This is a genomic window from Verrucomicrobium sp. BvORR106 (genome assembly GCF_000739655.1).
Lineage (GTDB): Bacteria > Verrucomicrobiota > Verrucomicrobiia > Verrucomicrobiales > Verrucomicrobiaceae > Verrucomicrobium.
On the sequence record NZ_BATR01000096.1, the window covers coordinates 56,335 to 81,288 of the forward strand.

A 24,954-nucleotide genomic window follows, 5' to 3' on the forward strand; every position below is an offset into this window, starting at 1 on the left:
GCCCCTCCCGAATTTGCTCTGCTCCTCTTTCGTTTTTCTCTCACCTCCCGACTAGCTCCTCAATCCTAAGAAAGGTTTTTTCCCCATGAAGAATGCGTACCTCAAGCTCGATCCGGCTTCCCGCCGTGAGTTCATGCTCCGCACGGCCAAGGCTGCGCTGGGCGTCAGCGTCCTCTCCGGACTGGACAACGAGGCTTTCGGCGCTGCCGAAGCTTCACCCACTGGCAAGGGCGGCAAAGCCAAAGCCGTGATCTACCTCTACATGGGTGGCGGCATGAGCCATATCGACACGTTTGACCCGAAGACGGGTGAGACGAAGGGCTTCAAAGACCCGATCAGCACGAATGCCTCCGGTATTCAGCTGGGTGGTTACATGACCAAGATGGCCAAGCAGGCCGACAAGATCTCCATCGTGCGCTCCATGTCCTCCAAGACGGGTGTGCATGAGGCTGGTACCTACATCATGCACACGGGTTATGATCCCCGTGGCACGATCGTTCACCCGACGCTTGGCTCCTGGGCTCAGCACTTCAAGGGCCGCTCTCACGCCACGCTGCCTTCCAGCGTGACGATCGGTGCAGGCACCGCCAATGCAGGCTTCTTCCCCCCGGCGCTGGCTCCCGTGCCGATCAGCAGCCCGGAATCCGGTCTGCAGAACGCCAAGTCCAGCGTGACGGATGACATGTTCAAAAAGCGTGTGTCCCTCATGAACGAGTTCGACAGCGCTTTCCGCGACAAGTTCCGCAGCCCTGAAGTTCGTGCGTACACCGAGTTCTACGACGAAACGATGAACCTGCTTACGAGCAAGGACCTCGAAGCGTTCGACCTCACCAAGGAAGACGCCGCCACCCGTCAGCTTTACGGAAACGGCTTCGGTCAGGGTTGCCTTCTGGCCCGCCGCCTCGTGCAGAGCGGTGTGCGTTTCGTGGAAGTGCGTTCCGGCGGTTGGGACATGCACAACTACATCGACGAAGCCATGGAGCGCACCGGCAGCGGCATGGACAACGCCTTCGCGGCGCTGCTCACGGACCTTAAGCGCACCGGTTTGCTTGACTCCACGCTCGTGGTGCTGGGCTCCGAGTTCGGCCGTACGCCGAACATCAACGAGAACAGCGGTCGTGACCACTATCCCAAGGTGTACTCCACCGTCTTTGCTGGCGGCGGCGTGAAGGGCGGCTACGTCTATGGTTCCTCCGACAAGGACGGCAAGGAAGTGGCCGACAAGCAGGTGACGGTGCAAGACTTCATCGCCACCATCGGCGCGGCCATGGGCCTGCCGGTGAGCGAGGTGGTGATGTCCCCCTCCGGCCGCCCCTTCACCGTGGGCGACAAGGGCAAGGTCGTCGGCGACATCTTCGCCTGATGCCTGGCATCTCTTTGTCTCTGATTCAGTCAGTTAGTTAGTCAGTCATAGTTAATTGGGGTTCAGTACGACACCCGGTCGCAAGACCGGGTGTCTTTTTGTTTGGAGCGGGGCCGCGATGCTTTGCGGAAGGGCCGAGCAAGGAGGCCAGATTTCCGCGTCCGCCCGGGGTTTCAGGAAAGTTGGGGGATGGCCGCAGGGGGGGCGTGTCGCCCGCCAGTGCCGGGCATTGAAACTTTGATCCGTGAATCTTGAATCCCCATTGCGGACGCTTGAGCTTGATGCCATGGACGTTGTCATGAAGAAAAAAGCACCGGCCAAGCCTGCAAAGCAAAAGCTCGTCTATCAATTCAGGGTGTCGCTGGATGAATCCAAACCGGCAATCTGGAGAAGAATTCAGTTGTCGGAAGCCTCCACGTTTTGGGAGCTTCACGTGGCCATCCAGGATTCCATGGGGTGGATGGACTGCCACTTGCACGAGTTTGAACTGGAACAGGCCAAGGGAGGTCGCTTGCGGATTGGGGTGCCCTCGGAAGAGGTCGAAGACGATGTCCAGCCAGGGTGGAAAGTGAGCGTGGCGGATCATTTGAGCCGCCCTGGAGATACGGTGAGCTACCTGTATGACTTCGGCGACGACTGGAGGCATACGATCCTGCTGGAAGGCATCCTGCTGGAAGAGGCAAAGGTCGAGTACCCCGTGTGCCTCGACGGAAAACGGGCATGTCCGCCAGAAGACTGTGGGGGTGTGTTTGGCTATGAGAATTTGCTGGAAGCTCTGGCGGATGAAGACCACCCTGACCATGAAGAATTGACAGAGTGGATGGCGGAGAACGTGGAGAGCGCCAAAGCTTTCGATCCGGAAGCCTTCAATCCTGCCAAGATCAAGTTCGGCAATCCTGCCAAGCGATTGAAACTGGCGACTGGCGGAAAGTAGAAATTCCCGGTTTTTTTGAGAGCGGTCGTCCGCCCGCTCTCTGCATCACACCCCATGGGACAAAGTTGTTGCCTCGTCCTCATGGGGTCTGGGTTGGAAGGTGGAATGGGACGCTTGTCCAGCTGATGCCCGTCCCTTTGAAAGGCATTCTTGATCCAGCCGGCCGTTTGCTTAGCGCCGTCTGCGACGCATCAGCAGAGCCATCGAGGTGATGGCGAGGAGGATGAGGCGGGAAGGCTCAGGGACGACCACGATGCTGATGATGCCCTGCGTATAGAGTTCGCTGGTGTCCCATTTGAGCATGTCGTTGAGTGTGGGCAGGATGAAGTTGTCGAAGGCGGAGATCGTGTGATCGGGGTAGTTGACCAGGGTCCAGTCAATGAGCTGCCAGGAGTCGCCGAGCTGCCAGGTCGAGGATGTTCCTGTGACGTCTCGAACCTCCAGTGTGCCGCTCAAAATGACCTCGTACACGCTGACCAGTACGAGTCGATCATTGTTGGACGTGGAGTTCAGGCCAGCGGTGCGATCAAAGATGTCGAACTGGATCGTGCCGTTCAACGAAATGAATCCGCTGATGGACTGCCCATCCCCACCAGCTTGGAGCGCCAGGGTAGAAGCGACACCGCCGGAGGTTGCATTGGCATTGTGGGTGGTGCCGATGATGAGTCGTGCCCCGGTCTCAACCGTGATGTTGACAGGAGCGAAATGCGGTTCAGCAGGACTGGGGGCAAGTCCAACGAATCCGGTGCCCCCCAGAGCGGCACCACTTTTGACGAGCACGGATCCGCTGCCTGTTGCGGAGCCAACGGTATTAGTGGCAAGCAGGGTCCCGGTCTCGACGGTGGTATTGCCGATGTAGGTGTTGGCGGCAGCGAGGGTGGTGGTTCCGGAGCCTGTCTTGGTAAGGCCATGGCTGCCTGAGATAGCTGTGTCCACGATGATGTTGCCAGTGCCTCCTATCCCAGTATCGGCGGCGAGCTGTATGCTCGTGACATGTGCTGTCGCGGTGGCGCTGCCACCGTTGAAGGTGACGCCAGGGGCTTCAGTGTAGCCGCTGCCGTGGTCTGTGATGATGAATCCGTTAAGGATGAAATTTCCATCCACGGCGGTGGCGGTGGCTCCGGTGCCGCCGGTGATCGTGACGGTGGGTAGCGAAGTATAGCCGGTGCCCGGATTCACCACGTTAATGCCGGTGACGGTGAAGTTACTGGCGTTTCCGGTGCCAGTAGGGTTCGTGCCTGCAACCAGTACAGTGCCGCCGGTGAAGGAGATGCTGGGGGTGTCTGTAAAGCCGCTGCCGGGATTGGTGATGGTGATGCTGATGACGCGTCCAGCACCATCGAGGTTGGCGACGGCGGTGGCTCCGCCATTGAGAGTGACGGTCGGAGCGACGCTGTAGGTGGTGGTGCCAGCGGTGATGGTGTACGAAGCGGTGGTGACGCCGAGAATGGGCACGACTACGGCTCCTGTGCCACCGCCGTCAGTGACCGTAGCGGCGCGGTTCGTGAGGCTGAATCCCGTGCCGCCACTGGTGAGGGCAAAGCTTTTGTTGCTAAGTCCCAAGCTCGCCGCGGCGGTGGCAGTGGTTCCACCAGCTGAAGGTGGCGTGATTGACACGGTGGTGCTGGCAGACCAGCCAGTGGTGGTGACGTTGGACAGACTGAGTGCGGCCACGCCGCTGCCGATGTGGACGGCGGTGGTACTATTGTTCACCAGCGCGCCGTTGTTGTTGACTCCGGAACCAGAAATCGTGAGTACCTCTTGGATGACGGACTGGCCATTGAGGTCCAGGGTGGCACCCGACTGGATGGTCGTACCTGCGTGGTCGCGGCCCAGTGAGGCGCCGCCACCGCCAAGGGCATGTGCATTGCCCAGCGTGAGCGTCCCACGATTGATGGAGGTCTGCCCGGTATAAGTATTGGCTTGGGTGAGAAGGAGAAGGCCGGTGCCGTCTTTGATCAACGAGAGGTTGTTGTTGGTCCCATTGTCAGAGGTGCCGGTCGCGGAGCCGGTGCCACCCAGAAAGCCGCTGTAGGTCTGGGAATCCTCGTTGTTGATCTGAAGAATGCTGGTCGTGGAGGTGCTGCCGCCTATGACAGCGTTGCGTGTGCCTGTGCCCAGGGTGCTCAGGCCCGCGATGGTCTGGGAGAAGCCGTTGAGTTGGAGGGCGCCCGAATTGGCTCCTGATCCGAGGACGACGCTGGTCCCGGTGGGCAGGCGGTCGTTGCCGGCATCGGTCCTGAGAATTCCGTTTTCGATGCGGGTGATGCCGCTGTAGGTGTTGCTCCGAGAGCTGACCGCGAGGACTCCGTTTCCGGTCTTCACGAGGGACCCTGTACCACTGATGTTCCCAGTGATCCGCAGGGTGGAGAGACTGCCGATGGCGGTGCCATTGTCCACCTGGATGCGGGAGGTGGTCTGAAGCACGATTTCGTTGGAAAGCGTTGAGGTTGGGTCTTTGCCGTAGTTGGTGGTGGACTGGTCGCTCAGGCGGATGGCACCATTGTTTCCAAAACCGTCACCGTTGATGATAATGCGTCCGCCTGCGATGTTGGGGAATGAGTCGGCACCGTCGTCGTCGATATTATAGGTGCCTCCAGCCTGTACGGTGATAGACGATACGCTGTCAAACTGCGGGCTGTTCATTCTCAACGTGCCGTTCTTGATAACGATATCTCCGGTAAACGGGCTCTCAGAGCTGCCAACAGTGAGCATGCCGGGGCCGGTTAATGTCAGGGTGCCGGTGCCTGCGAGGCCGCTGCCTTCCATGGATTGATTGACCGCCAGGTGGAGGGTGCCGCCTGCTGAACCGATAGTGATGACACGGTTGGCGGCGTTGAGTGTCCCAAGCGAGCCTGCGGAGAGAGTGAGCGTGCCTCCGTTTAGGAAGACATCGGCGGTGGCGGCACCCAAGTTGCCAGTGGCTGACACGGAGACGTTGCCGCCGTTGATGTAAGTGGCACCCGTGTAGGTGTTGGTGCCGGTCAGGATTAGAGTGCCGTTGCCGGATTTTGTCAGGCTGGCCACATTGGCCGCCAGGAGTGTGGAGTGAATAGTGAGTGTGCCAGTGGTGCTGTGCTGATGCACAAAGAGCTCGCCCCCCATCGCGGACAGCGTTCCTCGATTGGAGGTGGTGCCGATGCTGGAATTTCCGGCGCTGGATGTCATGAGCAGGCCGCCACTCTCAAGGACGAGAGCTCCGGGGGAAGATGCGTTGAACGTCAAGGCGGACGCGCCAGTGATACGCAAGGTATGGGCGGTTGTTCCGCCGCTTGCAAGGGTGGCGCTGGAACTGATGCTTGCATGCGGGCCGGCACCAAAGTCTGAAGTGTAATAACCTGAACCAAGCCGGGTGATGCTGCCGTTTTCATCTACGAGGGCCCAATCGCTGCCCTGAAAGGTGGCGTAGCCACCAAGAATGCCATATTCGTTGTTCAGGCTGGCGGAAGTGATGTTTGCCCGCCCGCTGCCGCTGCCAACAGTGACGAAATCAATCGTGCTGCCAGCGCTGCGGGAAATTTCGCCGATGTTCAGCGTCGTTTCCTGGTTCAGGCCGGAAGTTACCGTGAGCCGCGCACCGCCACCGGAGAGCCGTGCGGCGCTGCCTAAAACTAGTCCGCCGACGGTCTGGGTAGTGGCAGCATCATTGCTGCCCAGAATGCTGAAGGAGCCACCGCTTAGGGTCAGGGTGGTGGTAGCGCTTATTTTGTCAGAGTTTGTTGTGGTGTAGTCGAGGGCGAGAGTGCCACCGTTGACAGTGGTGGAGCCAGCGAAGGTATTGCTGCCGCTGAGGACTACGGTCCCGGCACCATTCACGGTGAGGGTGTCACCGCTTCCTGTGCCATCCGTGGCACGAACAATGTTGCCAATGATGGCAACGGTGCCACCTGCGGCGGAGGAAACGACAAGCCCCTTCGCAACTCCAGCGTTGGTCCCGAGTATGATGTTTCCACTGTAGGTGACGGTGCCAGTGGTGTTGAGCCCGCCTATGACGGCGTTGCCTGTATTGCCTGATTGGAGGCGGATGTTGCGCCCCATGGTGACGCCTGCACCGTCGATGAGGAAAGCGGCATTGCCGCTGCCAGAGGTTCCCCCTACAAGAACGTCACTGGAAGCGTTTCCCAATGCACTGGCGGTGCCGCTGAGCGCGGTGGCACTGATCACCAAGCGGCCGGTGGAGACGCTGGTGGTGCCGGTGTAGGTGTTGTTGGATCCGGCCACGACGAAGGTGGTGTTGGCTCCTCCGACTGCCAAGGTGCCAACGCCACTCATGACGCCGGAATACTGGTAGTAGCCAGCCAGAGTGGAGGTGATGCCGGAGCCGTTTTTGATGTTGCCTTCTCCAGAAATGGCTCCCATGGTTTCCCCGTTGGTGCCGAAGTCAAACGTGGCACCTGCCAGTACATTGAGTACGGCGGAACCGGAGAAAAGGTCCCCGCCGCTGGAGCCGTTGAAGCGCACGGTGCCGGTGCCACCAATGTTTATGGTGACATTGTTCAGGGCGCCGACGTTGCCAAGGTTCAGGAAAGTGGTGGAACTGTTGTTGATCAGGTTGAGGACGACCCCAGTACCGGTGCCAGTGGACGCGTAGGTGATGTTGTCTGCCAAGGTGAGAGTGCCGGCACCGTTGTTGACATAAGTCACCTTCGTGCCGTTGGTATAGGTCTGAGCTCCCGAAAAGAGCAGCGTGCCGGTACTGTTGCGTGTTACAAGTCCGTTGGTTCGCCAGATGACGGGAGCGGAAATGGTGGCATTGCCTCCACCCGAGACGTTGATGGAAGGGAGGGCCGGAGTGGTGTCTGCGACGAATTCCAGAGCGTCTGTAATGGGAGATGCGTTGAGAGTGACAGTGCCGGAGGAGTTTAAGAAGTTGAGCTGATTCAGAGCGAAGCTACCCAGATCATTCGTGGTTGTGAAGTTGGAGGATCCCAGGAATGTCAACGTAGTGGATGAACTGCTCGTGGGGCTGATGCCGCTGCCCCAGCGATAGCCCTGGCTCCATGTGCCGGTGGTATTGCTCCATGTGATGCTTTCGGCCTTGGCACTGCAAGGTTGCAGCAGCTGCAGAACCAAAGCAATCAAGCAGACCCAAGTCAGCGCATGTGACATTGTAGTCACACACGAAGTGGCAGGCGTGAATGAAAGGCTGAGTGTGAAACGACGATCTGATGGGGTGGTGCCTCTGAATTGCGGCCGGCAGGTAGGGGGAACAAGCATTGCCCTTCCGCAAATAGGGAGCGCTCGGGCGCACGCATCCGACGAAAATGTCACCGCCCTGTTAAGGAATGGAGGAAAACAAAATGTGTGAAAACTCGAGGAAGCAAGTGAGGTCGAGCTTGTAGCGCTATTTTGGTGCGTGAATGTGGTTAAAGAGGCGAGCTTGAAGCTGCTTGTGAAATTGTGTCTTGAAATGACGTTATTGTGATCCGGCGTCTCTCCGAGGTGCGATGGTCTCTGAAACCGATCTGGTGCCAGTAGCGGTGTCGGTCTTCCGAGAAGGTGTCGTTATTCACTGATTTCTCATGCTCATTTCACAGCGTGTTCATGCTCGTGTGACTTCATTGTCACATGAGCAGCTGCCATGAACATTCATCGACTATGAACTCAGTTCGAGAGGTCACGCGCCGGTTGATGGCTGCAATGGGATTGATGGCGTCGATGACGGCGGTTGCCGGTCATTCAGTGCTGCTTGTGGGCGCTGATGCGGTGATGCGGGGCCTTGGATACAAGGGAAGCTCGCAAACGGGGTGCGAAGAAAAGCGCTACTCGCCGGATTTGGCCATGGGGGGAGGAGACAGTGTCATGAAGCGGCTCTTCGGCTTTCTTGCCGCCGCAGTTGCCATTGCTACGGTTGGCGTATTGATCGTGGGGGGCACGTTGAGCATGGCATTCCTCAGTGGCAGGACACTTGTTTTCAGCAATAGAAGGGGGGAAGATCGCTGATGTGATCTTGAAGCCCTGGCAAAAAGAGGCTGCTATCCAATGGTCTGGAGATAACAAAAAAGGCATCTCCGGTGATCCGGAGATGCCTTGATCAATGAAAACGGCTGAGCTCGGAGTGCCGTTAGAACGGAAACTCGAATCCGTTGACGAAGAAGCTACCCGTGATGCCGAAGTTCAGCTGGATATCGCTGGTGAACGGGTTGGTCACGATGTTGTCCTGAGTGCCGAATACCGAGAAGGTGGCGGCCGCATCCTTGAAGAAGTCGAACCCGTAGTCCACATCACCAAAGATCAGGTTGTTGTCGAGTTGGGTGACCGCAACCGTGGCCGCGCCTTCTGTGGAGATCTGAAGGAAGGTCGAGTCAATGTAGGCGTCTTCTGCTACGGTGTTGTTGTACACCTTGATGTTTGCAGTGGCACCGTCCCCGACAAAGACGTCGATGGCGGAGTCACCGATGTAGTCGGTAAACTGGTTGCCAGCGACAGTGAGATCCAGAATGCCGTTTGAACTTTCGCTGCTCACATGGGCGTCGATGACGTCGTCTGAGAAGTCGCCACTGAAGAGGTTGTTCTCGAACTTGGCGATCAGTTTTCCGGCAGAGGTCCCGTAGACGTTGAGAGCGATGGCATCTTCGTCGAATTCAGCCTCTACAATGTTTTGGGCAAAATGGATGCTGAGCGTGGAGTCGTCATACTGCTCGACATACATCAACTGATCGATCTCATTCGAGAAGAGGTTGTTTTGGATGTCCGCAGTGAGCGTGGATTGGTCGTAGGAGTAGAGATCGAATTGAGTTTCCCAGACCTCGCCGAGGAACTGGTTGTTCTTCACGGTGAGGTTGAACTTGGTATCGTCCGATATTTCAGCTCCGAACATGTATTCCACATCACTTGAGGAGGTGAAGACGTTGTTCGCGAAGGTGGAATTCAGCGTGACGTCGCCCTCTGTCCAGGAGATGAAGGGGATGTAGAAGTTGCCGGTGATCTCGTTGTTTGTGAAGTTGGTCGTAACCAGGCCGGATCCGTAGGCACCTGTGGTAAAGATGGCGTAGCCCTCTCCCGCGAACAGGTTGTTTCGTACGTCGAGGGTGACGTTCAGCGTGTCGGAGAGCGAGTCGGCATCTGCAATGAGGCCGATGGAGTTGAACACGTCGCGGAATTCGTTGTTCTCCACTGCGAAGTGATGCGGCTGGTCGTCTTGCACGTAGAAGGTGACGGCACCTGCTCCCTCCTCAAGATCGAATTCTCCCATGTCGGAGAAGAGGTTGTGACGGATGAGGGCGTTGGAAGTGTTGATGCCGAAAACGGCCACACCGAATTCTTCGATGCCGCTGCGGAAGTCATAGCCTTCCACGATGAGGGTCGGGCCAAAGAAGGAGAGGATGCCGCCGTACAGCACGGGGCGGTCTGTATTGCCGCCGAAGGTGCGGCCGTCGACCCCGACGATGGGCAGGTAGCTGCTGGTGAAGCGGGTCATTCCGGCGGTTATGGCATTGTCGTTATAGTCAATGCCTGTACCACCCTGGGTGTACACGCTCCAGAGGCGGGAGGTGCCAAAGCTGTTTTGAGCAGCGAGGCCAGTACCTTCCGTTACGGTATCGAAGGGCTTCTCAGCCGTGCCGTCGGCGCCGTTTGTGGAGGTGTCGCCAGCCTGGATGCCGTTGCCCACGGGGCTTCCGTTGTTCACGAAGACGATATCATCAGCCAGGACGAGCTTGCCCGGGGTCTGGGAGACCACCTTGGTGACCTTCTGCACACTGGTGAAGGTTTTCGTGTCCACATCCACGGTGTTGGCCACCTTGATGGCGGCATTCTGACGATGTACCGGCTCAGCCAGACGCTCGGCCAGATGGCGGCGGCGGGGCTTGAAGGAGTCGCCAATGCGGCCCCAGAAGCCTTTGCCATCGCCCAGATCCCCAGCTCGAAGGGAAGCTGAAGTTGGACACCTGCGGTCCAGTCGCTGCCGGTGAGGCGGTCGTCCTCGTACCAAGTACCCGTGAGGATCACGGCGGGCACGGGGCGGACTTCCACGCCGGCCTTCCAGCCTTCCACATTGCCGGTGCCGCCGGTCTGCGGGCCGAAGGGCTGGTTGTCAAAGCTGTAGTAGCCGCCGATGAGGCGGAGGTCGAAGTATTTGTCGAGCCCGGGTACCAGTACGGCTACCTCGGTGTCCCAGCCCTCCATGCCTTCTTCGTAGCGGCTGAAGAGACGCTCGATGGTGGTGGTGGTCGTCGTCGTCGTGCGCTGCGTCCGGTAGGAGACATCCTGAGACACGGTGTTGCCGGTCGCGTAGGGGTCGCTCAGAGCACTGACGGAGGTGGTATCGCGACTGGAGGAATTGCGCAGGATCTCACGGGTGCGGGTCTGCTCGGCCAGCTGCTTGTCGGAGAGGGGGATGTAGTAGTTGCCGCGAACTTCGACGTAGCGGGTGCCAGCCTCGACGCCCACGCCGAGCTGCCAGAACTGGTTGTTGGCCTCAGTGTCGAGCATGTCGATGAAGACATTGGCCCCGACGAAGAAGCCTTCTTCCAGGAAGCCGGCCTGGGGCGCATCTTTGCGGTTGAGTGCAGAGACGGGCTGGGAGCCAAAGAGGTGCCGCCAGCCGAGACCAAGAGAGGCGGCGATCTCGCCACCCTCACCCCAGGAGGTGTAGGGTTCAAGGTAGATGACGTCGCCGGAGAGGGTGGCGTCCGCACCCAGAGTGCTGAAGACGGGGGCGACGATGGAGAAATTGCCCTCAGTGTACACGTCGCTGGTCTTCACGCCGCCGGTGACCGTGCCCAGGTACATGGGGTGATTCTCCTGGACGGGGACCAGGTTCGGGTTCTTGACGGGATTCTTTTCCAGAGGACCGGCGAGCGCCAACAAGGGAGCAGCGGAAACCAGCGAGCCCAGGAGTTTCGCCCATGGGGCGAGCTTGGAGTTCTTTCGACGTGGGTGGGAGGGAGCCATCGGTGAGGGGAGTTGAGGTATGAACAAGCAATATCTGCCTGAAGCTGTGCTTCAGTGGTTCGCGCAGATTGCGGGAACTAAATGTCTCAGCACCAAGCACCCATCTTGAGTGGGCACAGAGGCAAACGCTTGCACTGGCGTTATTCTGCATAAAACCAGCGAATGCATCAAAAATGTGCCCCAGCCATCAAATTAATTAGTGAGGCTGTTCGAGAAACTAGATGCTTGAATCAAAAGTGAGTAGCATGGGGGAGAATGAACTGCCTGAAGGAGAGTTCTAGGAAGCAGAGACAGGGGGCAGGCCACGTCTCAAACCTTGGATAGTTGATGATCGAAAATATCTTGGCGACGCCTATCAAAGGGTACGGGGCGGAGGCTGCCTTCATGCCATTGCCAAAGCTTGCGATGATCTCTTTGCAGGGTAGTTTCTCGAATGAACTCCACCTCTACAGGCGAAGCGCCCCTTATCATTGCTAGACGGATGTCGCTGATGGATGTTTGTCCGTGGGCAATGTGGACGATGCTGGGGCTGACGGTGGTTTTGTTGGCGATGCTACTATGGCGGTTGACCAAGGATCGGACGACGGCTCCCGGGGCGTTTTATTTCGGTTTTTGCGCTCTGCTCTTCCTGCTGCCTTGTGCGGGTGTGTTGTATGAGTTGGGAGCCTATATTGCTCGCTTTCGTTGGACCGAGGAAGGGGTGGTGGATCCAGATGTCGCCCGCCACTGGGAGGTGTTCCTCTCCACAGCTTATTACTTTGTCGCCTTCGCGGCGGTAGCTGCGTCCTTGTTTGTCGTGCTGGGCTTGGTCGTGACTGGGGTGCACCGGCTGGTAAGGAAAGCCAAGACTGCTGAAGCGACATGAGTGCGGGCTGTCTGCGTATCCGGGTGTTAAGTGATCTGCACCGCGAGTTTGGTCCGACGGAGATCCCGCCGATGGGGGAGGGCGAGGATCTGGTGGTGCTGGCGGGCGATGTTGCCACCAAGCAGAATGCCCTGCCATGGATTCGTGAGTTCTGCGGAAGCACTCCTGCGGCGTATGTGTGCGGGAATCACGAGTTTTACGGCGACAAGTACCCGCGTGTGATTGAGCGGCTGCAAGAGGCGACGCGGGGGACGAATGTGCACGTGCTGGAGGACGGCTTCTTTGAAATGGACGGGTGGTTCATCTATGGCTGCACCCTCTGGACGGACCTGGCATTGATGGGGCCCTGGCAGGAGGGCGCGGCCCTGGCGGCGGAACAGATGAACGACTACAAACGGGTGCGAAACTCTCAAAAGGGGTATAGGAAATTGGCGCCAACGGACACCCGGGCGGCGCATCTGGCCAGTGTGGCAAAGTTGGGGGCGTTTTTTGAAACGCATGATCCGCGACGGACGGTGGTCGTGACGCATCATGCCCCTTCGATCCTTTCACTGCCGGAGCGACGCCGTGCGGAGTTGATCAGTTGCGCCTATGCTTCGCACCTGGACGACTTGATCCAGCGCCACCAACCTGCGCTGTGGGTTCACGGACACGTCCATCACAGCAACGACTACTTGATCGGAAGGACACGGGTTGTGGCGAATCCACAGGGCTACCCGGAGAAGGTCAATCCCGGATTTCAGCCCTGGATAATGGTGAACCTCGAACCCGGGACGGAAAGCGGACGGTCCTGTTAAGCGCGTGCCCGCAGCTGAGCTGGGGGCCCTTGCCTCAACTGACAGCGATGCTGCAGAGCTTGGGCCCGAGGTCGGGCAGGCGTTGGGAAGCTGTGTTCCAGGAGGGCAGGGTGCTGGGCGAGGGAGGGGTGGGAGGGCACTCGCTGGTGACCTCTTCGATCATCTTCGCGAAGACGGTGATGGCTCCCATCTCCTCGGCGGAGGTCTCCTCAAGCCCGTTAAACATCGCCTCATGGGCATAGCGGGTGAGGAGCATGCGGGCGATGGCGAGGTAGGTATCGGCCAGGCGCTCGAGCTTGCGGGGCTCTGCGGAAAAGCCGAGGTCGGCCCACAGGTGGTCCAGGAGGGCCCGGGTGACCTCGCGGGCCATGCGCATGAGGCCGCTGGTGGCATCTGGGATGCCCGTGACGGGATCATAGCCCAAGTGCTGGTGCTTGTGCTCGAAGTTGCTGCCCAGGTCCACCTGGCAGAAGCGCTGGGCGGGCGCGTGGCGGAAGACATCGCAGAGCATGCCGATCTCAAGGCCCCAATCGGCAGCCAGGGGGATCTTGCGGAGAAACTCGGAGTCTGCGGCGAACTCACCGGAGAGCGGGTACCGGCACATGGCGAGGAAGCGCAGCAAGGGCGTGGATCCGAAGATTTCCCGGAGAGCCTGGATGAGGGGGAAGACGAGGAGCCGGGTGACCCGGCCATACATGCGCTCCCGCACTCGGCCGTAGTAGCTCTTGGCAAAAACGTAGCCCATGCCGGGGTGAACGACGGGCAGGCACAGGCGCCAGAGCATCTCCCGGTCGTAGTTCAGGATGTCACTGTCGTGGCAGGCAATGACCCCGCGGTGGCCAGTGGCGTGGAGGGCGGCGACGCCCATCCAGACATTGCCCCCTTGCCCGGACCACTGCGGCGGGTGCCGAGGGTGTCCACCTCACGGTGCAGGCTGGTGAGTTCCGGACCATCATTCCAGAGAACAGTGTGACGGAGGTTCGGGAGGCTCTTGGCGTAGAAGGCGCGGGCGCGGTCATACCCACGACGGTTCATGCCGTTCATGGTGAAAATGACCTGACTGATGTAGGGCACCCCGGTGAGCTGCTTCAGCATGCGAGGCAGCGCGGGACGCTGTAGCTCGGCGTAGAGGGCGGGAATAACCAGCGCGACAGGTTTCTCCACCGAGAGCTCCTTCAACAGGGCCTCACGCTCTTCCAAAGCCGTCTCGGCAAGGTGATGCAGCGTGGGGAGCAGGATGGGCTGGTGGAAGTCGGGCACGGGGAGCGCAGTGAAAAGTAAAAAGTGGTAAGTGAAAAGTAGGGGAAGTTTCCAGTAGTCAGTTCAAAAGGTGGAAGCAAAGGATCGTCGATCGTCTTCTGGCGCAGCCAGCTCCACCACTTTTCACTTTTGACTTTCTACTTTTCACTAGGAGGAAGGCTGTGCCCCTCGCTGCTGAACGCTGATCCCTCGCCGTCTGCGTCTGTTTCCCCCTCGTTCGTATCCTCGATCTCACGACGCCATTTGCGGGAAACCCACGGGCGTACCAGACCGTAGAGGAGGTAGGAGACAAAGAGGACGGTGGGCATCCACTGCCAGGCCTTCACGGTGAAAGCCAGCACGATGATGCTGATGAGCACCCAGTGGAAAGAGCGGCGGGTGCGCCAGTTGATGGACTTGAAGCTGGGGTACTCCAGGCTGCTGACCATGAGGTAGGAGAGCAGAACCATGAGGGCGGGCAGGGTGTACTTCCACCGTCCGATCTCGCGGTCCATACCGTCCAGCCACATCAAGGTCATGGTGAGGGAGACGATGACGCCAGCCGCTGCGGGAATAGGGCACCCTCGGAAGGAGGTGGAGGACTTCTTCCCGGTCTCTGTCTCGATTGCCGCCAGGCAGTTGAACCGGGCAAGGCGCATGGCTCCGCAGACGAGGTAAATGCAAGCGATGAGCCAGCCAAGGCCGCCGACTGTCTTTTCAAACTCGGCCAGCACGATATCATGCACAAGCAGGGCGGGGGCCATGCCAAACGAGACGATATCCGCCAGCGAGTCGAATTCACGGCCGAAGTCAGAGCTCTGACCGCTCATCCGGGCCAGGCGGCCATCAAGAAGATCAAACAAACACGCGACGAGGATGAAACCGATGGCCCACATGTAACGCTGATGGCCCGTGTCTGGCTGGAAGCGGCCGACGATGTGGAGGATCGCCATGAATCCACACAGCAGGTTCCCAGCCGTCATGAGGTTCGGCAGGACGTAGATGCGGGGCTCGCGGTCGCGGTCGTCGGTGGGGGACGTGGACATGGTGGCCGTGACTGTAGCGCGTTTTTTGGACAGGATTGACAAGATTTTTAAGAGATTAACAAGATCAGGACGGGATTGGAGGGGGGAGGCGGAAAAAGTGCCTGTTCAGGAGCTGTCTTAAACTAGCGAAGCGTCTCAAATTCCCTTGCTCGTTGCCTCTTTGGCATGACGGGCGTAAGGTCAGTCTATAATGAGCACCGCGACTGTCGCCGATCCTGTTTCCTCTGATGTTGTAGCCGACCTGCCGCCGCTGAGCGGGGCGACCAAAATGGGCTCGTTGCTGGAATCCTACCCGGGGGCTCAGCGGGCGCTGTTTGCCAAATATCACATCGGCGGGTGCCGGAGTTGCGGTTTCCAGCCTGGGGAGACCCTGGCAGAGGTGTGCGCCCGGAACGAGAACATCCCGGTCGAGGAAGCGATTGCCTTCATCCAAGAGAGCTACCAGAGCGATGCGAGCCTGCAAATTTCCCCCGAGGCGCTGGTGAAACTTCTGGAGACGAACCCGAATACGAAGGTGCTAGACGTGCGCTCTCGCGAGGAGCACGAGGCTGTGGCCATCCCTGGATCCCATCTGGTGTCACAAGAGTTGATTCAGGTGATTTTCGACCAGTGGAACAAGACTGACCCCGTGGTGATCTATGATCATCAGGGCAATAGTGCCATGGACGCGGCCGCGTACTTCCTGGGCCATGGATTTGTGGAGACGAAGTGTCTGAAGGGCGGGATTGATGCCTACAGCCTGGAAGTGGATCCTAGCATTCCGCGTTACCGTTTGGAGATCGAGGACTGAGCCTGTTGCGCAGGAGGCTCCAGATTGCCAGACGCCAGAGATCAGACTGAGCCGATCGGCAGCCAAGCAAGCTCTGGGTTTTTCCTGCGGTTGGAACTGCCAGTTATTACAAATCTTCCATGATGCTGCTGCCGGTCAGGTCTGATGTCTGGTAGTCTGCCTCTGGTGTCTTTTTTACTATGAACGAAGAAGTTTTGCAGGATGCCCTGGCGAACCCCCAGAATGTGGGGGAGATCCCGGATGCGGATGCGGTGGGTACGGTGGGGAGCCCGGACTGCGGGGACATGGTGCGCATGTGGATCAAGTACAAGGAGCAGGACGGGAAAAAGGTCATCGACAAGGCGACCTTTCAGAGCTTTGGCTGCCAGACCGCGATCGCCGTGGCGAGCCTGGCGACGCAGCTCATCAAGGGCAAAACACGGGAGGAGGCACTGGATCTGAGTGCCGAGGAGCTCTCGAAACCGCTGGGACCGTTGCCGCCGATGAAGATTCATTGCGGGCAGATGGTGGAAGGGGCTCTGAAGGCGGCCCTGGAGGCTGAATCTGCGGAGAAAGCCAGTGCGCCAGCGCCGATAACTTCCGCTCCCGTGGAGCAGGCTCCGACGCTTCATGATGCCCTGGCGGCAGCTGGGAAGAAGCAGGGGGCAAAGATCAAGATCGTGAAGATCTAGCTGGGGCGCTTTCCGCTACGGCCGCCCGGTTCCGGGCCACGTACCCCCAATACGGTGCCGAAGTGCGCGGTCAGGCGGCTCCAGCAAGCCCGCGGCCTAAGCTGTGCGACCACTTTTCACCTTTTACTTTTTACTTTTCACTGGTTCGCAGCTTCTTAGGGATTCTCGCAGCCTGACATCACCCCCTTTCCCTTTCCCACACTGCCATGCACACTGACATAGACCTGAATCGAGAAGTTGAAGCCATCCAGATCCCGAGCGGGGATGCCATCCGCCTGCCAGCTGGGACCCGGGTGATCATCACGCAGTCCCTGGGGGGTACCTACACGGTGGCGACGGATCACGGATTGGCCCGCATTTCCTCCAAGGATGCAGATGCTCTGGGCATCAATCCTGAGGAAGACAAAAAACAGGAGACGCAGAGCTCCTCGAACATCCCTGGTGATGCGAGCGATCTGGAGATGCAGGTGTGGCAGCAGCTCCGCGGGGTCTATGACCCGGAAATCCCGGTGAACATCGTGGATCTGGGGCTGGTGTACGACTGCTCCGTGAGCAACGAAGATGACGGCAAGACCAAGGCGCTCGTGAAGATGACCCTCACGGCTCCCGGCTGCGGCATGGGCCCCACCATCGCAGCCGACGCCCAAGCCCGCATCATGACCATTGAGAACATGGACGATGCCGCCGTGGAACTCGTCTGGGATCCGCCATGGAACCAGAGCATGATCTCCGAAGAGGGGAAGATGAAGCTGGGGATGATCTGAGGCGCAGAGCGCCAGATCAGTAAAAAGTAGCTAGTAAAAAGTGAAAAGTGGGGAGCTTGAGTCGCAGGCTCCCCTTTTTCATTTTTTGGTGTCAGCGACGGGACGGTTGAACCCCGGATGGTCGCGATCTCCCCAGCCTTCGAGCACCTTCACAGGATGATCTCGACTTTTTACTTTTCACTTTTTACTTTTCACTCATCGTTCTGTCCCGCTCAACACTCTCTCCAGTCACCTCATGTCATCCCCGACCATTGGTACCCCCTTCACCTCTTCCGCAACTCGTGTTCTCATGCTTGGCTCTGGGGAGCTGGGCAAGGAGGTGGTGATCGAGCTGCAGCGGTTCGGGTGTGAGGTGATTGCGGTGGATTCCTATGAGAATGCCCCTGCCATGCAGGTGGCGGACCGGGCGCATGTGGTCTCCATGTTGGATGCAGAGGCGCTGCGGGCGGTGTTGGTGGCGGAGAAGCCGAATTTGATCGTGCCTGAGGTCGAGGCGATCGCTACCGACGTCCTCGTGGAACTGGAGGCAGAGGGCTACAAGGTGGTGCCCACGGCACGGGCGGCGAAGCTGACGATGAATCGTGAAGGCATCCGCCGTCTGGCGACGGAGGAGCTGGGGCTGCGGTCTTCACCCTACAAGTTCGCTGCCACAGAAGATGAGTTCCGCGCGGCGGTGGCGGAGATCGGCATGCCCTGCGTGGTGAAGCCCATTATGAGCAGCTCCGGCAAGGGGCAGAGCGTGGTTCGCAGCGAGGCCGATCTGGCCTATTCCTGGAAGTATGCCCAGGAGGGCGGCAGGGCTGGCAAGGGCAAGGTCATCGTGGAAGGCTTTGTGGACTTTGACTATGAAATCACCATGCTGACGGTGCGCCATGCCGGTGGCACGTCCTTCTGCGAGCCGATCGGGCACCTGCAGATAGATGGCGACTATCGCGAGAGCTGGCAGCCGCAGCCCATGACCGGGGCCGCGTTGGCGGAGTCCAAGCGCATCGCCGAGGCCATTACGACCGCCCTGGGCGGGTGGGGCATCTTTGGCGTGGAGCTCTTTGTGAAGGATGACGTGGTGTGGTTCAGCGAGGTTTCCCCGCGGCCGCATGACACTGGCCTGGTCACGATTATTTCTCAGGACCTGAGTGAGTTTGCCCTGCATGCTCGCGCCATCTTGGGGCTGCCCATCCCGAACATCACCCAACACGGCCCAAGCGCCTCCGCGGTGATCCTCGTGGAAGGGCATTCCAAAGACGTGCAGTTTGGCAATCTCACTGCAGCGCTGAGCGAACCCGACACGGCTCTGCGCCTCTTCGGCAAACCAGAAGTGAAGGGCAAACGCCGCATGGGCGTGCTGGCCGCCCGGGCGGCGAGCATCGAGGCGGCGCGCGAGAAGGCTCGCAATGCGGCTGCGGCCGTGGATGTGCGGCTCTAAGTGGGGGGGGCACTGCGCGTTGCGATTGTAGACTCCGCAATGGGTGTTGAGAGGCTTCGCTGGTTGAGTTGGCGCGTGCGACGACAGAAAGTAACTTCAAACATCGTGTTGATGGGGCGGTGCAAACAGCTATGTCGCAGCAATATCCAGACACAATCACGGTACAAAAGTCACTGACGGTGACGGTCCGACCTGCGTCGGCCTCCCTGGAATTGGAGGTTCGAGGTGAGTCCTATTACTCTGGAAGAGAGGCCTTTGCCAAGGCAAAGGAATTACGGTTGTTGGTTGAGGAACTGAAGTCTGCCGGGGTGCCGGAGGACAAGGTGACGCTGCAATCAGTGAGCCTCTCCTCAAAGAGCGGGAAACTGCTGAGCTCGTCTGAGGTGTCGTATCTGCTCAAGATCGTTGACGTGACGATGGACAAGCTCAGTGTGGTGATCTCGGTAGTTGCCCGGCAGAAGAATGTGATGCTGGACTGCGTGCAGTGGGACTATTCTGGCCTGGAGGCACTTAAGGACCGGCTCTATGGAGAGGCGGCTGTGCAAGCCAAGGCGCAAGCGGTTGACGTCGCCGCGAAACTGAACGTGGCGCTCTTGGGAGTCTATGAAATGACGGCGACGTGGCAAGAGCCCGCGGGCAGCAGTCATACGCAAGGCATCTCAGGGATGAGGCTGAGCAAGACGACGCGCGTTCGAGAGCCGGAGGATCTGGGGTTGTCACTCAATCATGAGGAATCGCTGTCCCTCACATTGAAATGCAAATTCCGACTCGGGAGTTTCCGAGACTGAATGGAAGAGCCTGGATAAAGGCGGCAAGAGTGGAGGCCATGCGTTAAGTGCGGTGGGTGTTGGGATTCATTGTAACTGCCTTGAGTGCCGGATCATCGAAAGTGGAGTGATTCAGAGTTCAGATTTTTCACCTTTTGAATCTCATGATTGCTCTCAGTGAATACTCTCCTCAGTTGCCTGATAGCGCGAGCTTGAGGGACCTGTAGCGGGCCACGGAAGCTCCCATTCACATGCTGTGGGCAGGGTTGGTAGGTTGAGGGTTCCTGGACTGCCTTCCCTGGGCTACCTGTTAGAGTCGGTCGGTTTTAGGAAATGACCTCGGCAGGTGAGAGTGGCGTCGAGCCGCCAGCACTCCAAGACGCTTCGCGCCGGAGAGTGCGATGAGTGGATCGAACTTCCGGATAGAGTGGAGGTTCAGATTTCTAACAACCAAGAGCCGTGCTACTTCGCCACCTTGCAATAGGCCCGCACCTTGGCACGGCAGAGCAACGCGAATTGCACGATGGTCCACACCACTGCGACGAGGAACCCGACAAACAGCGAGACGGTCATCGCCACCTCCATGATTTTTTGTGCCGTCGCATCGCTTCCGGTGTTTTTCATCGCTTCGGCCATGGCTGGGCCAGACAGGTGGGTGTGGCTGATCCAACCGTTCACTCCGGCCACCACTACTCCAACCAGGGCCATGGCCAGCGTAAGTTTGCGCGCCCACTCGCGTCCGCGGATGAGGCCGATGGCGGCTGCCAGGTTCGCGGGAACGAGGAGGAACGAGAAGCCCAGGAGACCTTTGTAGTAGGTGGCGTAGGCGACGTCATTCTGCATGATGGTGACCACGGGATTCGCGGCGTACATTTCCGGCTTCACCAGCATCATGACGCTGGTGATCAGCCCGTAGATGCCAAAGGCGGCGAACGCGAGATTGAGAATGCCGAGAACGAGGAGTGTCTTTGGCTTCTCGATGGGAAGGGTGGGAGGTTGCATGGGGAACGTGAGTAATGGGGTTGCGGGGTTGTGGGGTGAAAGCGGCTGCTGCCTGGTTGTTCTAAAGGCAGGCCTGGCGAACGCGGGGACGGGTGAGGAGGATGATCTGCAGGAGACTGTAAATGAGCGATAGAGCAAAGAGCGTGATCAGCACGACCTTGAAAATGGTGCCCAAGGTGCCGAAGACCGCGTTGAGGAACTCCAGCTTTCCCTGGATGGAAGGATCTGTGGAGGTCACGGGCGCGGGGGTGTCTGGGGCTCCAGGCAGGGGCAGAATGCCGGTGATCACGGCCATGCCGCCGATGCAGATGAGCGACTGCAAACCCGCGAGAATGACGGTGGTCTGCCGTGCCCATTCCCGCAACCGGATGAGCCCGATGGAGGCGACGATCTGTAGCGCGACGACGAGACTGCCGATGCCCAAGAGCCATGTTGTGGCGGCTGATCCAGAGGACCCGGACAGAGGATTTTGACCCGAACTGATGAGGGGAAAGAGACTGGAGCCAATGCCGGAGACCGCGAAGCACAGATTCATGATCCCGAATGCCAGGGGCGCTTTTGGGGAACGGGGGGCGGCAGCCAGCGGCGTGGCTGTCGCCTGGACGGTGTGGAGAATGGGCAGTTGCGGAGGCGACTTTGGCTGGGGGAGCGGAGGGGGCGCGTCTGGGGACATCGGGCGTTTTTTTAAGGGGGGAACCTTTTTGGGGAAGGCGGGGGACTTAGGAATGATGGGTGTGAAATGGAGAAAAGCAACGGGGGCGTGAAGGCAGAGGGGAGTGGGTGAGGGTCCAATAGCCCCGGAAAGGCGCACGATGGAGGAGCTGTATTATTTCTCTTGTTCGATCAAGGAAGGGGATTAGCTTGGAAAGCATGAAAGTGCTCCTCCCACGTGTGTTGATGAGTTTTTTCCTGGCCGCTGCAAACTTAATCCCGGTCTGGGCGGAGGGGCCGCCGACGGTATCCCGCGAGTCGAACGCGGAGGGGGTGAGGGAGGTGCAGATAGGCGGAGCACGCTGGAAGCTGGAGTACCGGGGTGTGAACGCGGACGGAAGCCTGGTCGATGTGACGGGCGTCAGGCTAAGTGGAGGCGAACCAGCAGGCGACATGTCCTTTCATGCAGGCCGGGTGTCGGTGCTGGGGGATCGGATTGAGATAGGAAATAACTTCAAGCTGCAAATGGGCTCGGCGCTGATCCAGAACACTGAAGACCAGGCGGGCGAGGTGCTGATCTACGACCGGCAGTTCAAGGTCAAAGGTCGCACCAAGACTCGGGTGGGGGCCGGTGGCGGGCGTGAATAATGGATGGAGCGCCAGTCAAGGTGCAAACTTCAAACTTCAAACTTCAAACTCCAGCCGCCCGAAGAACTAAGAACCTTTCCCGCCCCACATCTTCTTCTCCCACGCCTTCTGTTTGCCTTTGGCTTCACGAAGGAAGGGGGCGAGTGGGGCGAGATTCATGATGAGGTGGTTGAGCCAGCTCAGCGGCCACTTGAGGGGGCGCTCGAAGTCAATGAAGAGGACGACGCGATACCCGTTGGTGTCGTTCCAGACTTCGTGGTTCCAAGTGTCGTCAAAGATGAGGCACTTGCCTTCCTCCCAGGTATGGATCTGATTGGCGATGCGGATGCGGCACTGCTCGCGAGGCTCGGGCACGAGCAGGCCGACGTGTAGGCGCAGGACTCCGGCCCAGGCACCGCGGTGGGAGGGGATGTGTTTGCCCGGGGAAAGGATGCTGAAGAAGGCGGTGGTGAGCCCGGGAATCTTGTCCAGTAGCTTCATCGTCTCCGGGCAGCGGGCGGAGTTCTCCCCGCAGTCCATGCCCACCGCCTTGAGGAAAAAGGTCTTCCAGTTGTCGTCTGCCTGGATGTCGCCTACTTCCTTCATGATGTCCTGGAAGCTGGGCATGGCGTCACGGTACTTCATGACCTGATCGAGCTCGGTACGGACGCTTTGCCAGTCCGCCTCCACGTCGTCCACCCAGGGGAAGTGCTTGTTGCTGTACACCGGGGGATCTCCCAAGGGCGAGAATCGGGCAATAACGTCCTCTAACCAGTCCTGTAGGGCCTCCAGCTTCTGGCCCAACGGAGTCGCCGCGGGCTTGATGCGGTGGGTGCGGTCGTACGCCTGCAAGGGGAGGCTGCCGAGCGCGTGCTGCTTTTTGTGATCGGCGACTGCGGTATCAGCGGTGCTGGCTACGGTTGGCAGAGAGGCGGGAGCAGGAGCGGACATGGGAAGATGCAGACTGGGGAATTAGGAATTCGGAATGAAGAATTGCAAATGAGAATGGATGAACGGTCGGAGGGAGGGAGTAAGCAGCTTTGCAAACCGATAATACGGTGGATGAACCTTGGAGGGATGGATCCCAAATTGAGCCGGGCCTTGCGGAATCCTCCCATCGGCTGCTTGTCCCCTTCTTTTGGTTTGACAATTCCAGCCCGGAGGGCAGAATCCCTCCCACGCAGGTCCCCAAAAAGGGCCTGAAGTGAATGCGGGCGTAGTTCAATGGTAGAACACGAGCTTCCCAAGCTTGATACGTGAGTTCGATTCTCATCGCCCGCTCCACAAAACTCTGTGGGCAAAGAATCAGATTGGGAACGGAATGCCCCTCAGTCCCATGCATTCAGCCGCCGCCTTGCGGTGATGTTCATGCGGTGAACAAAGTTGGCGACTTCTCGCCGGTTCGTGCCGTTTCCTGTGCAGGTGGGCATGGGGCCAGTTTTGAAGACGGCTTCTGTCAGTCGTTCCAAGAGATCGAGACTGACGGTGGCGTGGAGTTTCGGGGGATCGGAGTCGCCCGCGGAATTTTCAGCGGGGGTGGCGCAGAGGCTATCCCACATCACGGCACTTTCCCACTCATGTGCCAGTGGGGTGTTGCGCAGGATTTCGCGAATGAAGAGGGCGATCGGTCGGTTGATCGCGTAGGTGACGGATTGCATTGAATGACTGAGCAAGGGAGTCGGATCGGTCAGGCGCGTGCCAACATGGATTGGCGGCCACGACGGGAGCCACGGAAATGATCGAACAAGAGCGAGGCGCGAATGTTCGATACGCTTAGTCGACGGCTTCCCAACAGACGAGGGAACTGGCGGGGATGACGAGCGGCTCCTGGCCATCCGTCTCAAAGCGCAGTTTCTCATGGAGCACCTTCACGCGGTGGGCGAGAACCACGCGGAGCGTCCCATCTGTGAGTGTCAGTTCGTAACGAGTGAGTTCTGGAGTGGAGTCAGGTTGAATCCCATCACTGGACATAGACCGTCGGACGCCGGAGGTTCAGCGGTGTATGTAAGATACCCTGTGCGCTGGGCCTCCTAGGCCGGGCGCAATAGTAATGCAGGGACCGAGCAAGGGAAGGGGATTTTTGGTATGGTTTCTAGAACCAAGGGGGGAGGGTGGCGACGATCTCCCAAGACTGCAGTCCCAGTGAATCACCGGTCCGACCAGCCCCACCAGTACCAAGCAGGCGACTGCGGGTCACGACGCATCTGAGCACCGGGGTGCAGAATGAGAGAGTGGCTGAGGTGGTAGTCCCGGGGGGAAGTGCCGGGCAGATAGGTGACGGGAACGGTGAGATACCAAGGGCTGGCAAAGGCTGGGATGTTGGGAAGCTCAGCCGGGTAGGGATAAGTGCCGTGGTGGGTGATTTCCTCGAGCTCAGCGGCAAGGCGATCGCCATGGACACGGGCCAAGTGTTCCTGTAACCGGCCTAGGCCGAGTGTCGCGGCGATGGCAAATGCGAGTGTGAGAACGCTCGGGGCGGCTACTTGCAAGGTGGGCGAGAGCCTGTGCCAGAGTGTGGACGGCCAAGTGGACGGGATGGCGAGATCCGCGGAAGCCGGCGGCGGTGGCAGAAAGTCGCGGGCAGCAAAAATAGTGGCGACCAAGACGACGATGGCGGCCCAGATGGCCACGGGGATGTTGACAAACGGGTGGCGGTGAAACAACAGGGCGGCACCCACCGCAATGGCAAAAAGGGCAGCCCAGGCCTTATAACGGGACATCCGCTCTGGAGAGTTGGCGGGCGCCAAGGATGGCTGCAACTTGGAGGCTTTGCGGCAAAGGATGTGGCAGCTGAAAATGAGGAGGAGGGAGACCGTGGCAGTGGTAAGGTGCGAATGCGTCCAAAGGAGGTGGCTGCGCAAGTCATCATAGATGGTGTAGCCCTGTAGGAACATTGAGAACTCGATCATGACGATGCCTGAAATGGCGAAGCCAAGCGCATAGTAGCACCAACGTCTGGCGAAGTGTATGAACTCAATGGCGCGAGCTGAAAGGGCTGTAGGCTGAAGGAGCGCTGAGAGCAGACAGGCAGCGGGAAAGACCAGGATAAGTGCCGCAATCCCGAGAGCCACTTGATCAGGGATGCCCGTGGGCACACCGCCGGCAAAGAAGGGTTGCATG

At 59.1% G+C, this 24,954-nt stretch carries 23 protein-coding genes and 1 tRNA gene; 12 read left to right on the plus strand and 12 right to left on the minus strand.

Annotated features, from left to right (window positions below):
* Positions 1 to 85 precede the first annotated feature (85 nt).
* Complete coding sequence (locus BV106_RS16350; RefSeq protein ID WP_038166459.1) at positions 86 to 1,363, plus strand: DUF1501 domain-containing protein; 1,278 nt, start codon at positions 86 to 88, stop codon at positions 1,361 to 1,363.
* A gap of 298 nt (positions 1,364 to 1,661) precedes the next feature.
* Complete coding sequence (locus tag BV106_RS16355) at positions 1,662 to 2,297, plus strand: plasmid pRiA4b ORF-3 family protein (protein ID WP_063767948.1); 636 nt, start codon at positions 1,662 to 1,664, stop codon at positions 2,295 to 2,297.
* 171 nt (positions 2,298 to 2,468) lie between these two features.
* Here the strand turns inward: BV106_RS16355 and BV106_RS16360 are convergent, their stop codons facing one another.
* Positions 2,469 to 7,379 (minus strand): autotransporter-associated beta strand repeat-containing protein, encoded by a 4,911-nt coding sequence (locus BV106_RS16360; RefSeq protein ID WP_265595753.1) that lies wholly within the window; start codon positions 7,377 to 7,379, stop codon positions 2,469 to 2,471.
* A gap of 516 nt (positions 7,380 to 7,895) precedes the next feature.
* Here BV106_RS16360 and BV106_RS16365 point away from each other — a divergent pair.
* The gene (locus BV106_RS16365) at positions 7,896 to 8,240 is read left to right on the plus strand and encodes a hypothetical protein (protein WP_038166463.1); all 345 of its coding nucleotides are present in this window, start codon (positions 7,896 to 7,898) and stop codon (positions 8,238 to 8,240) included.
* Positions 8,241 to 8,361: 121 nt separating this feature from the next.
* Here BV106_RS16365 and BV106_RS16370 read toward each other — a convergent pair whose 3' ends face one another.
* Both BV106_RS16370 and BV106_RS16375 read right to left on the minus strand, forming a co-directional pair.
* Entirely contained in the window at positions 8,362 to 10,038 is a 1,677-nt protein-coding gene (locus BV106_RS16370; protein ID WP_265595754.1) for a hypothetical protein, read from the minus strand.
* Complete coding sequence (locus BV106_RS16375; RefSeq protein ID WP_038166467.1) at positions 9,924 to 11,192, minus strand: inverse autotransporter beta-barrel domain-containing protein; 1,269 nt, start codon at positions 11,190 to 11,192, stop codon at positions 9,924 to 9,926. Before BV106_RS16375 ends, BV106_RS16370 begins: the two co-directional genes overlap by 115 nt.
* 433 nt (positions 11,193 to 11,625) lie before the next feature.
* Here BV106_RS16375 and BV106_RS16380 point away from each other — a divergent pair, with 433 nt between their 5' ends.
* Both BV106_RS16380 and BV106_RS16385 read left to right on the plus strand, forming a co-directional pair.
* Positions 11,626 to 12,057 carry a hypothetical protein gene (locus BV106_RS16380; RefSeq protein ID WP_038166469.1) on the plus strand — a complete coding sequence of 144 codons (432 nt, stop codon included), beginning with the start codon at positions 11,626 to 11,628 and terminating at the stop codon, positions 12,055 to 12,057.
* Positions 12,054 to 12,854 (plus strand): metallophosphoesterase family protein, encoded by an 801-nt coding sequence (locus tag BV106_RS16385; RefSeq protein ID WP_081891811.1) that lies wholly within the window; start codon positions 12,054 to 12,056, stop codon positions 12,852 to 12,854. Before BV106_RS16380 ends, BV106_RS16385 begins: the two co-directional genes overlap by 4 nt.
* Before the next feature lie 34 nt (positions 12,855 to 12,888).
* Here the strand turns inward: BV106_RS16385 and BV106_RS35720 are convergent, their stop codons facing one another.
* From BV106_RS35720 to pssA, 3 genes are all read right to left on the minus strand, one after another.
* The gene (locus BV106_RS35720; protein WP_265595755.1) at positions 12,889 to 13,722 is read right to left on the minus strand and encodes a hypothetical protein; all 834 of its coding nucleotides are present in this window, start codon (positions 13,720 to 13,722) and stop codon (positions 12,889 to 12,891) included.
* Positions 13,653 to 14,114, minus strand: a complete 462-nt coding sequence (locus BV106_RS35725; protein WP_051945954.1) for a hypothetical protein — start codon at positions 14,112 to 14,114, stop codon at positions 13,653 to 13,655. Before BV106_RS35725 ends, BV106_RS35720 begins: the two co-directional genes overlap by 70 nt.
* A 137-nt stretch (positions 14,115 to 14,251) precedes the next feature.
* Positions 14,252 to 15,139, minus strand: coding sequence for a CDP-diacylglycerol--serine O-phosphatidyltransferase (pssA, locus tag BV106_RS16395; protein WP_265595756.1), 888 nt, complete (start codon positions 15,137 to 15,139; stop codon positions 14,252 to 14,254).
* 190 nt (positions 15,140 to 15,329) lie between these two features.
* Between pssA and BV106_RS16400 the strand changes: the two genes are divergently transcribed.
* The 5 genes from BV106_RS16400 (at position 15,330) to BV106_RS16420 (ending at position 19,575) form a co-directional block, all read left to right on the plus strand.
* The gene (locus BV106_RS16400) at positions 15,330 to 15,929 is read left to right on the plus strand and encodes a rhodanese-like domain-containing protein (RefSeq protein ID WP_051945955.1); all 600 of its coding nucleotides are present in this window, start codon (positions 15,330 to 15,332) and stop codon (positions 15,927 to 15,929) included.
* Between the two features lie 179 nt (positions 15,930 to 16,108).
* Positions 16,109 to 16,600, plus strand: a complete 492-nt coding sequence (locus BV106_RS16405; protein WP_038166470.1) for an iron-sulfur cluster scaffold-like protein — start codon at positions 16,109 to 16,111, stop codon at positions 16,598 to 16,600.
* Between the two features lie 206 nt (positions 16,601 to 16,806).
* Complete coding sequence (gene sufT, locus BV106_RS16410) at positions 16,807 to 17,364, plus strand: putative Fe-S cluster assembly protein SufT (RefSeq protein ID WP_038166471.1); 558 nt, start codon at positions 16,807 to 16,809, stop codon at positions 17,362 to 17,364.
* 235 nt (positions 17,365 to 17,599) lie between these two features.
* Complete coding sequence (purT, locus tag BV106_RS16415) at positions 17,600 to 18,787, plus strand: formate-dependent phosphoribosylglycinamide formyltransferase (RefSeq protein WP_038166473.1); 1,188 nt, start codon at positions 17,600 to 17,602, stop codon at positions 18,785 to 18,787.
* 131 nt (positions 18,788 to 18,918) lie between these two features.
* Entirely contained in the window at positions 18,919 to 19,575 is a 657-nt protein-coding gene (locus BV106_RS16420) for an SIMPL domain-containing protein (protein ID WP_038166475.1), read from the plus strand.
* 441 nt (positions 19,576 to 20,016) lie between these two features.
* Here BV106_RS16420 and BV106_RS16425 read toward each other — a convergent pair whose 3' ends face one another.
* Positions 20,017 to 20,556 carry a hypothetical protein gene (locus tag BV106_RS16425; protein ID WP_038166478.1) on the minus strand — a complete coding sequence of 180 codons (540 nt, stop codon included), beginning with the start codon at positions 20,554 to 20,556 and terminating at the stop codon, positions 20,017 to 20,019.
* Between the two features lie 61 nt (positions 20,557 to 20,617).
* Positions 20,618 to 21,091 carry a hypothetical protein gene (locus BV106_RS16430; RefSeq protein ID WP_265595757.1) on the minus strand — a complete coding sequence of 158 codons (474 nt, stop codon included), beginning with the start codon at positions 21,089 to 21,091 and terminating at the stop codon, positions 20,618 to 20,620.
* A 335-nt stretch (positions 21,092 to 21,426) separates the two neighbouring features.
* Between BV106_RS16430 and BV106_RS16435 the strand changes: the two genes are divergently transcribed.
* Complete coding sequence (locus BV106_RS16435) at positions 21,427 to 21,855, plus strand: hypothetical protein (RefSeq protein ID WP_038166482.1); 429 nt, start codon at positions 21,427 to 21,429, stop codon at positions 21,853 to 21,855.
* A gap of 66 nt (positions 21,856 to 21,921) precedes the next feature.
* On the opposite strand, the gene BV106_RS16440 is transcribed toward BV106_RS16435, so the two are convergent.
* The gene (locus BV106_RS16440; RefSeq protein WP_081891812.1) at positions 21,922 to 22,785 is read right to left on the minus strand and encodes an aspartyl/asparaginyl beta-hydroxylase domain-containing protein; all 864 of its coding nucleotides are present in this window, start codon (positions 22,783 to 22,785) and stop codon (positions 21,922 to 21,924) included.
* 259 nt (positions 22,786 to 23,044) lie between these two features.
* On the opposite strand from BV106_RS16440, the gene BV106_RS16445 reads away from it, so the two are divergent.
* Positions 23,045 to 23,118 (plus strand) — tRNA-Gly (locus BV106_RS16445).
* 44 nt (positions 23,119 to 23,162) lie between these two features.
* Here BV106_RS16445 and BV106_RS16450 read toward each other — a convergent pair.
* The 3 genes from BV106_RS16450 to BV106_RS16460 all read right to left on the minus strand — a co-directional run bounded on the left by BV106_RS16450 (position 23,163) and on the right by BV106_RS16460 (position 24,953).
* Positions 23,163 to 23,492: a hypothetical protein gene (locus BV106_RS16450; RefSeq protein ID WP_038166484.1), complete on the minus strand. Its 330-nt coding sequence runs from the start codon at positions 23,490 to 23,492 to the stop codon at positions 23,163 to 23,165.
* Between the two features lie 115 nt (positions 23,493 to 23,607).
* Complete coding sequence (locus BV106_RS16455; protein WP_038166486.1) at positions 23,608 to 23,805, minus strand: hypothetical protein; 198 nt, start codon at positions 23,803 to 23,805, stop codon at positions 23,608 to 23,610.
* 176 nt (positions 23,806 to 23,981) lie between these two features.
* Positions 23,982 to 24,953 (minus strand): hypothetical protein, encoded by a 972-nt coding sequence (locus BV106_RS16460; protein WP_038166488.1) that lies wholly within the window; start codon positions 24,951 to 24,953, stop codon positions 23,982 to 23,984.
* Position 24,954 lies beyond the last annotated feature (1 nt).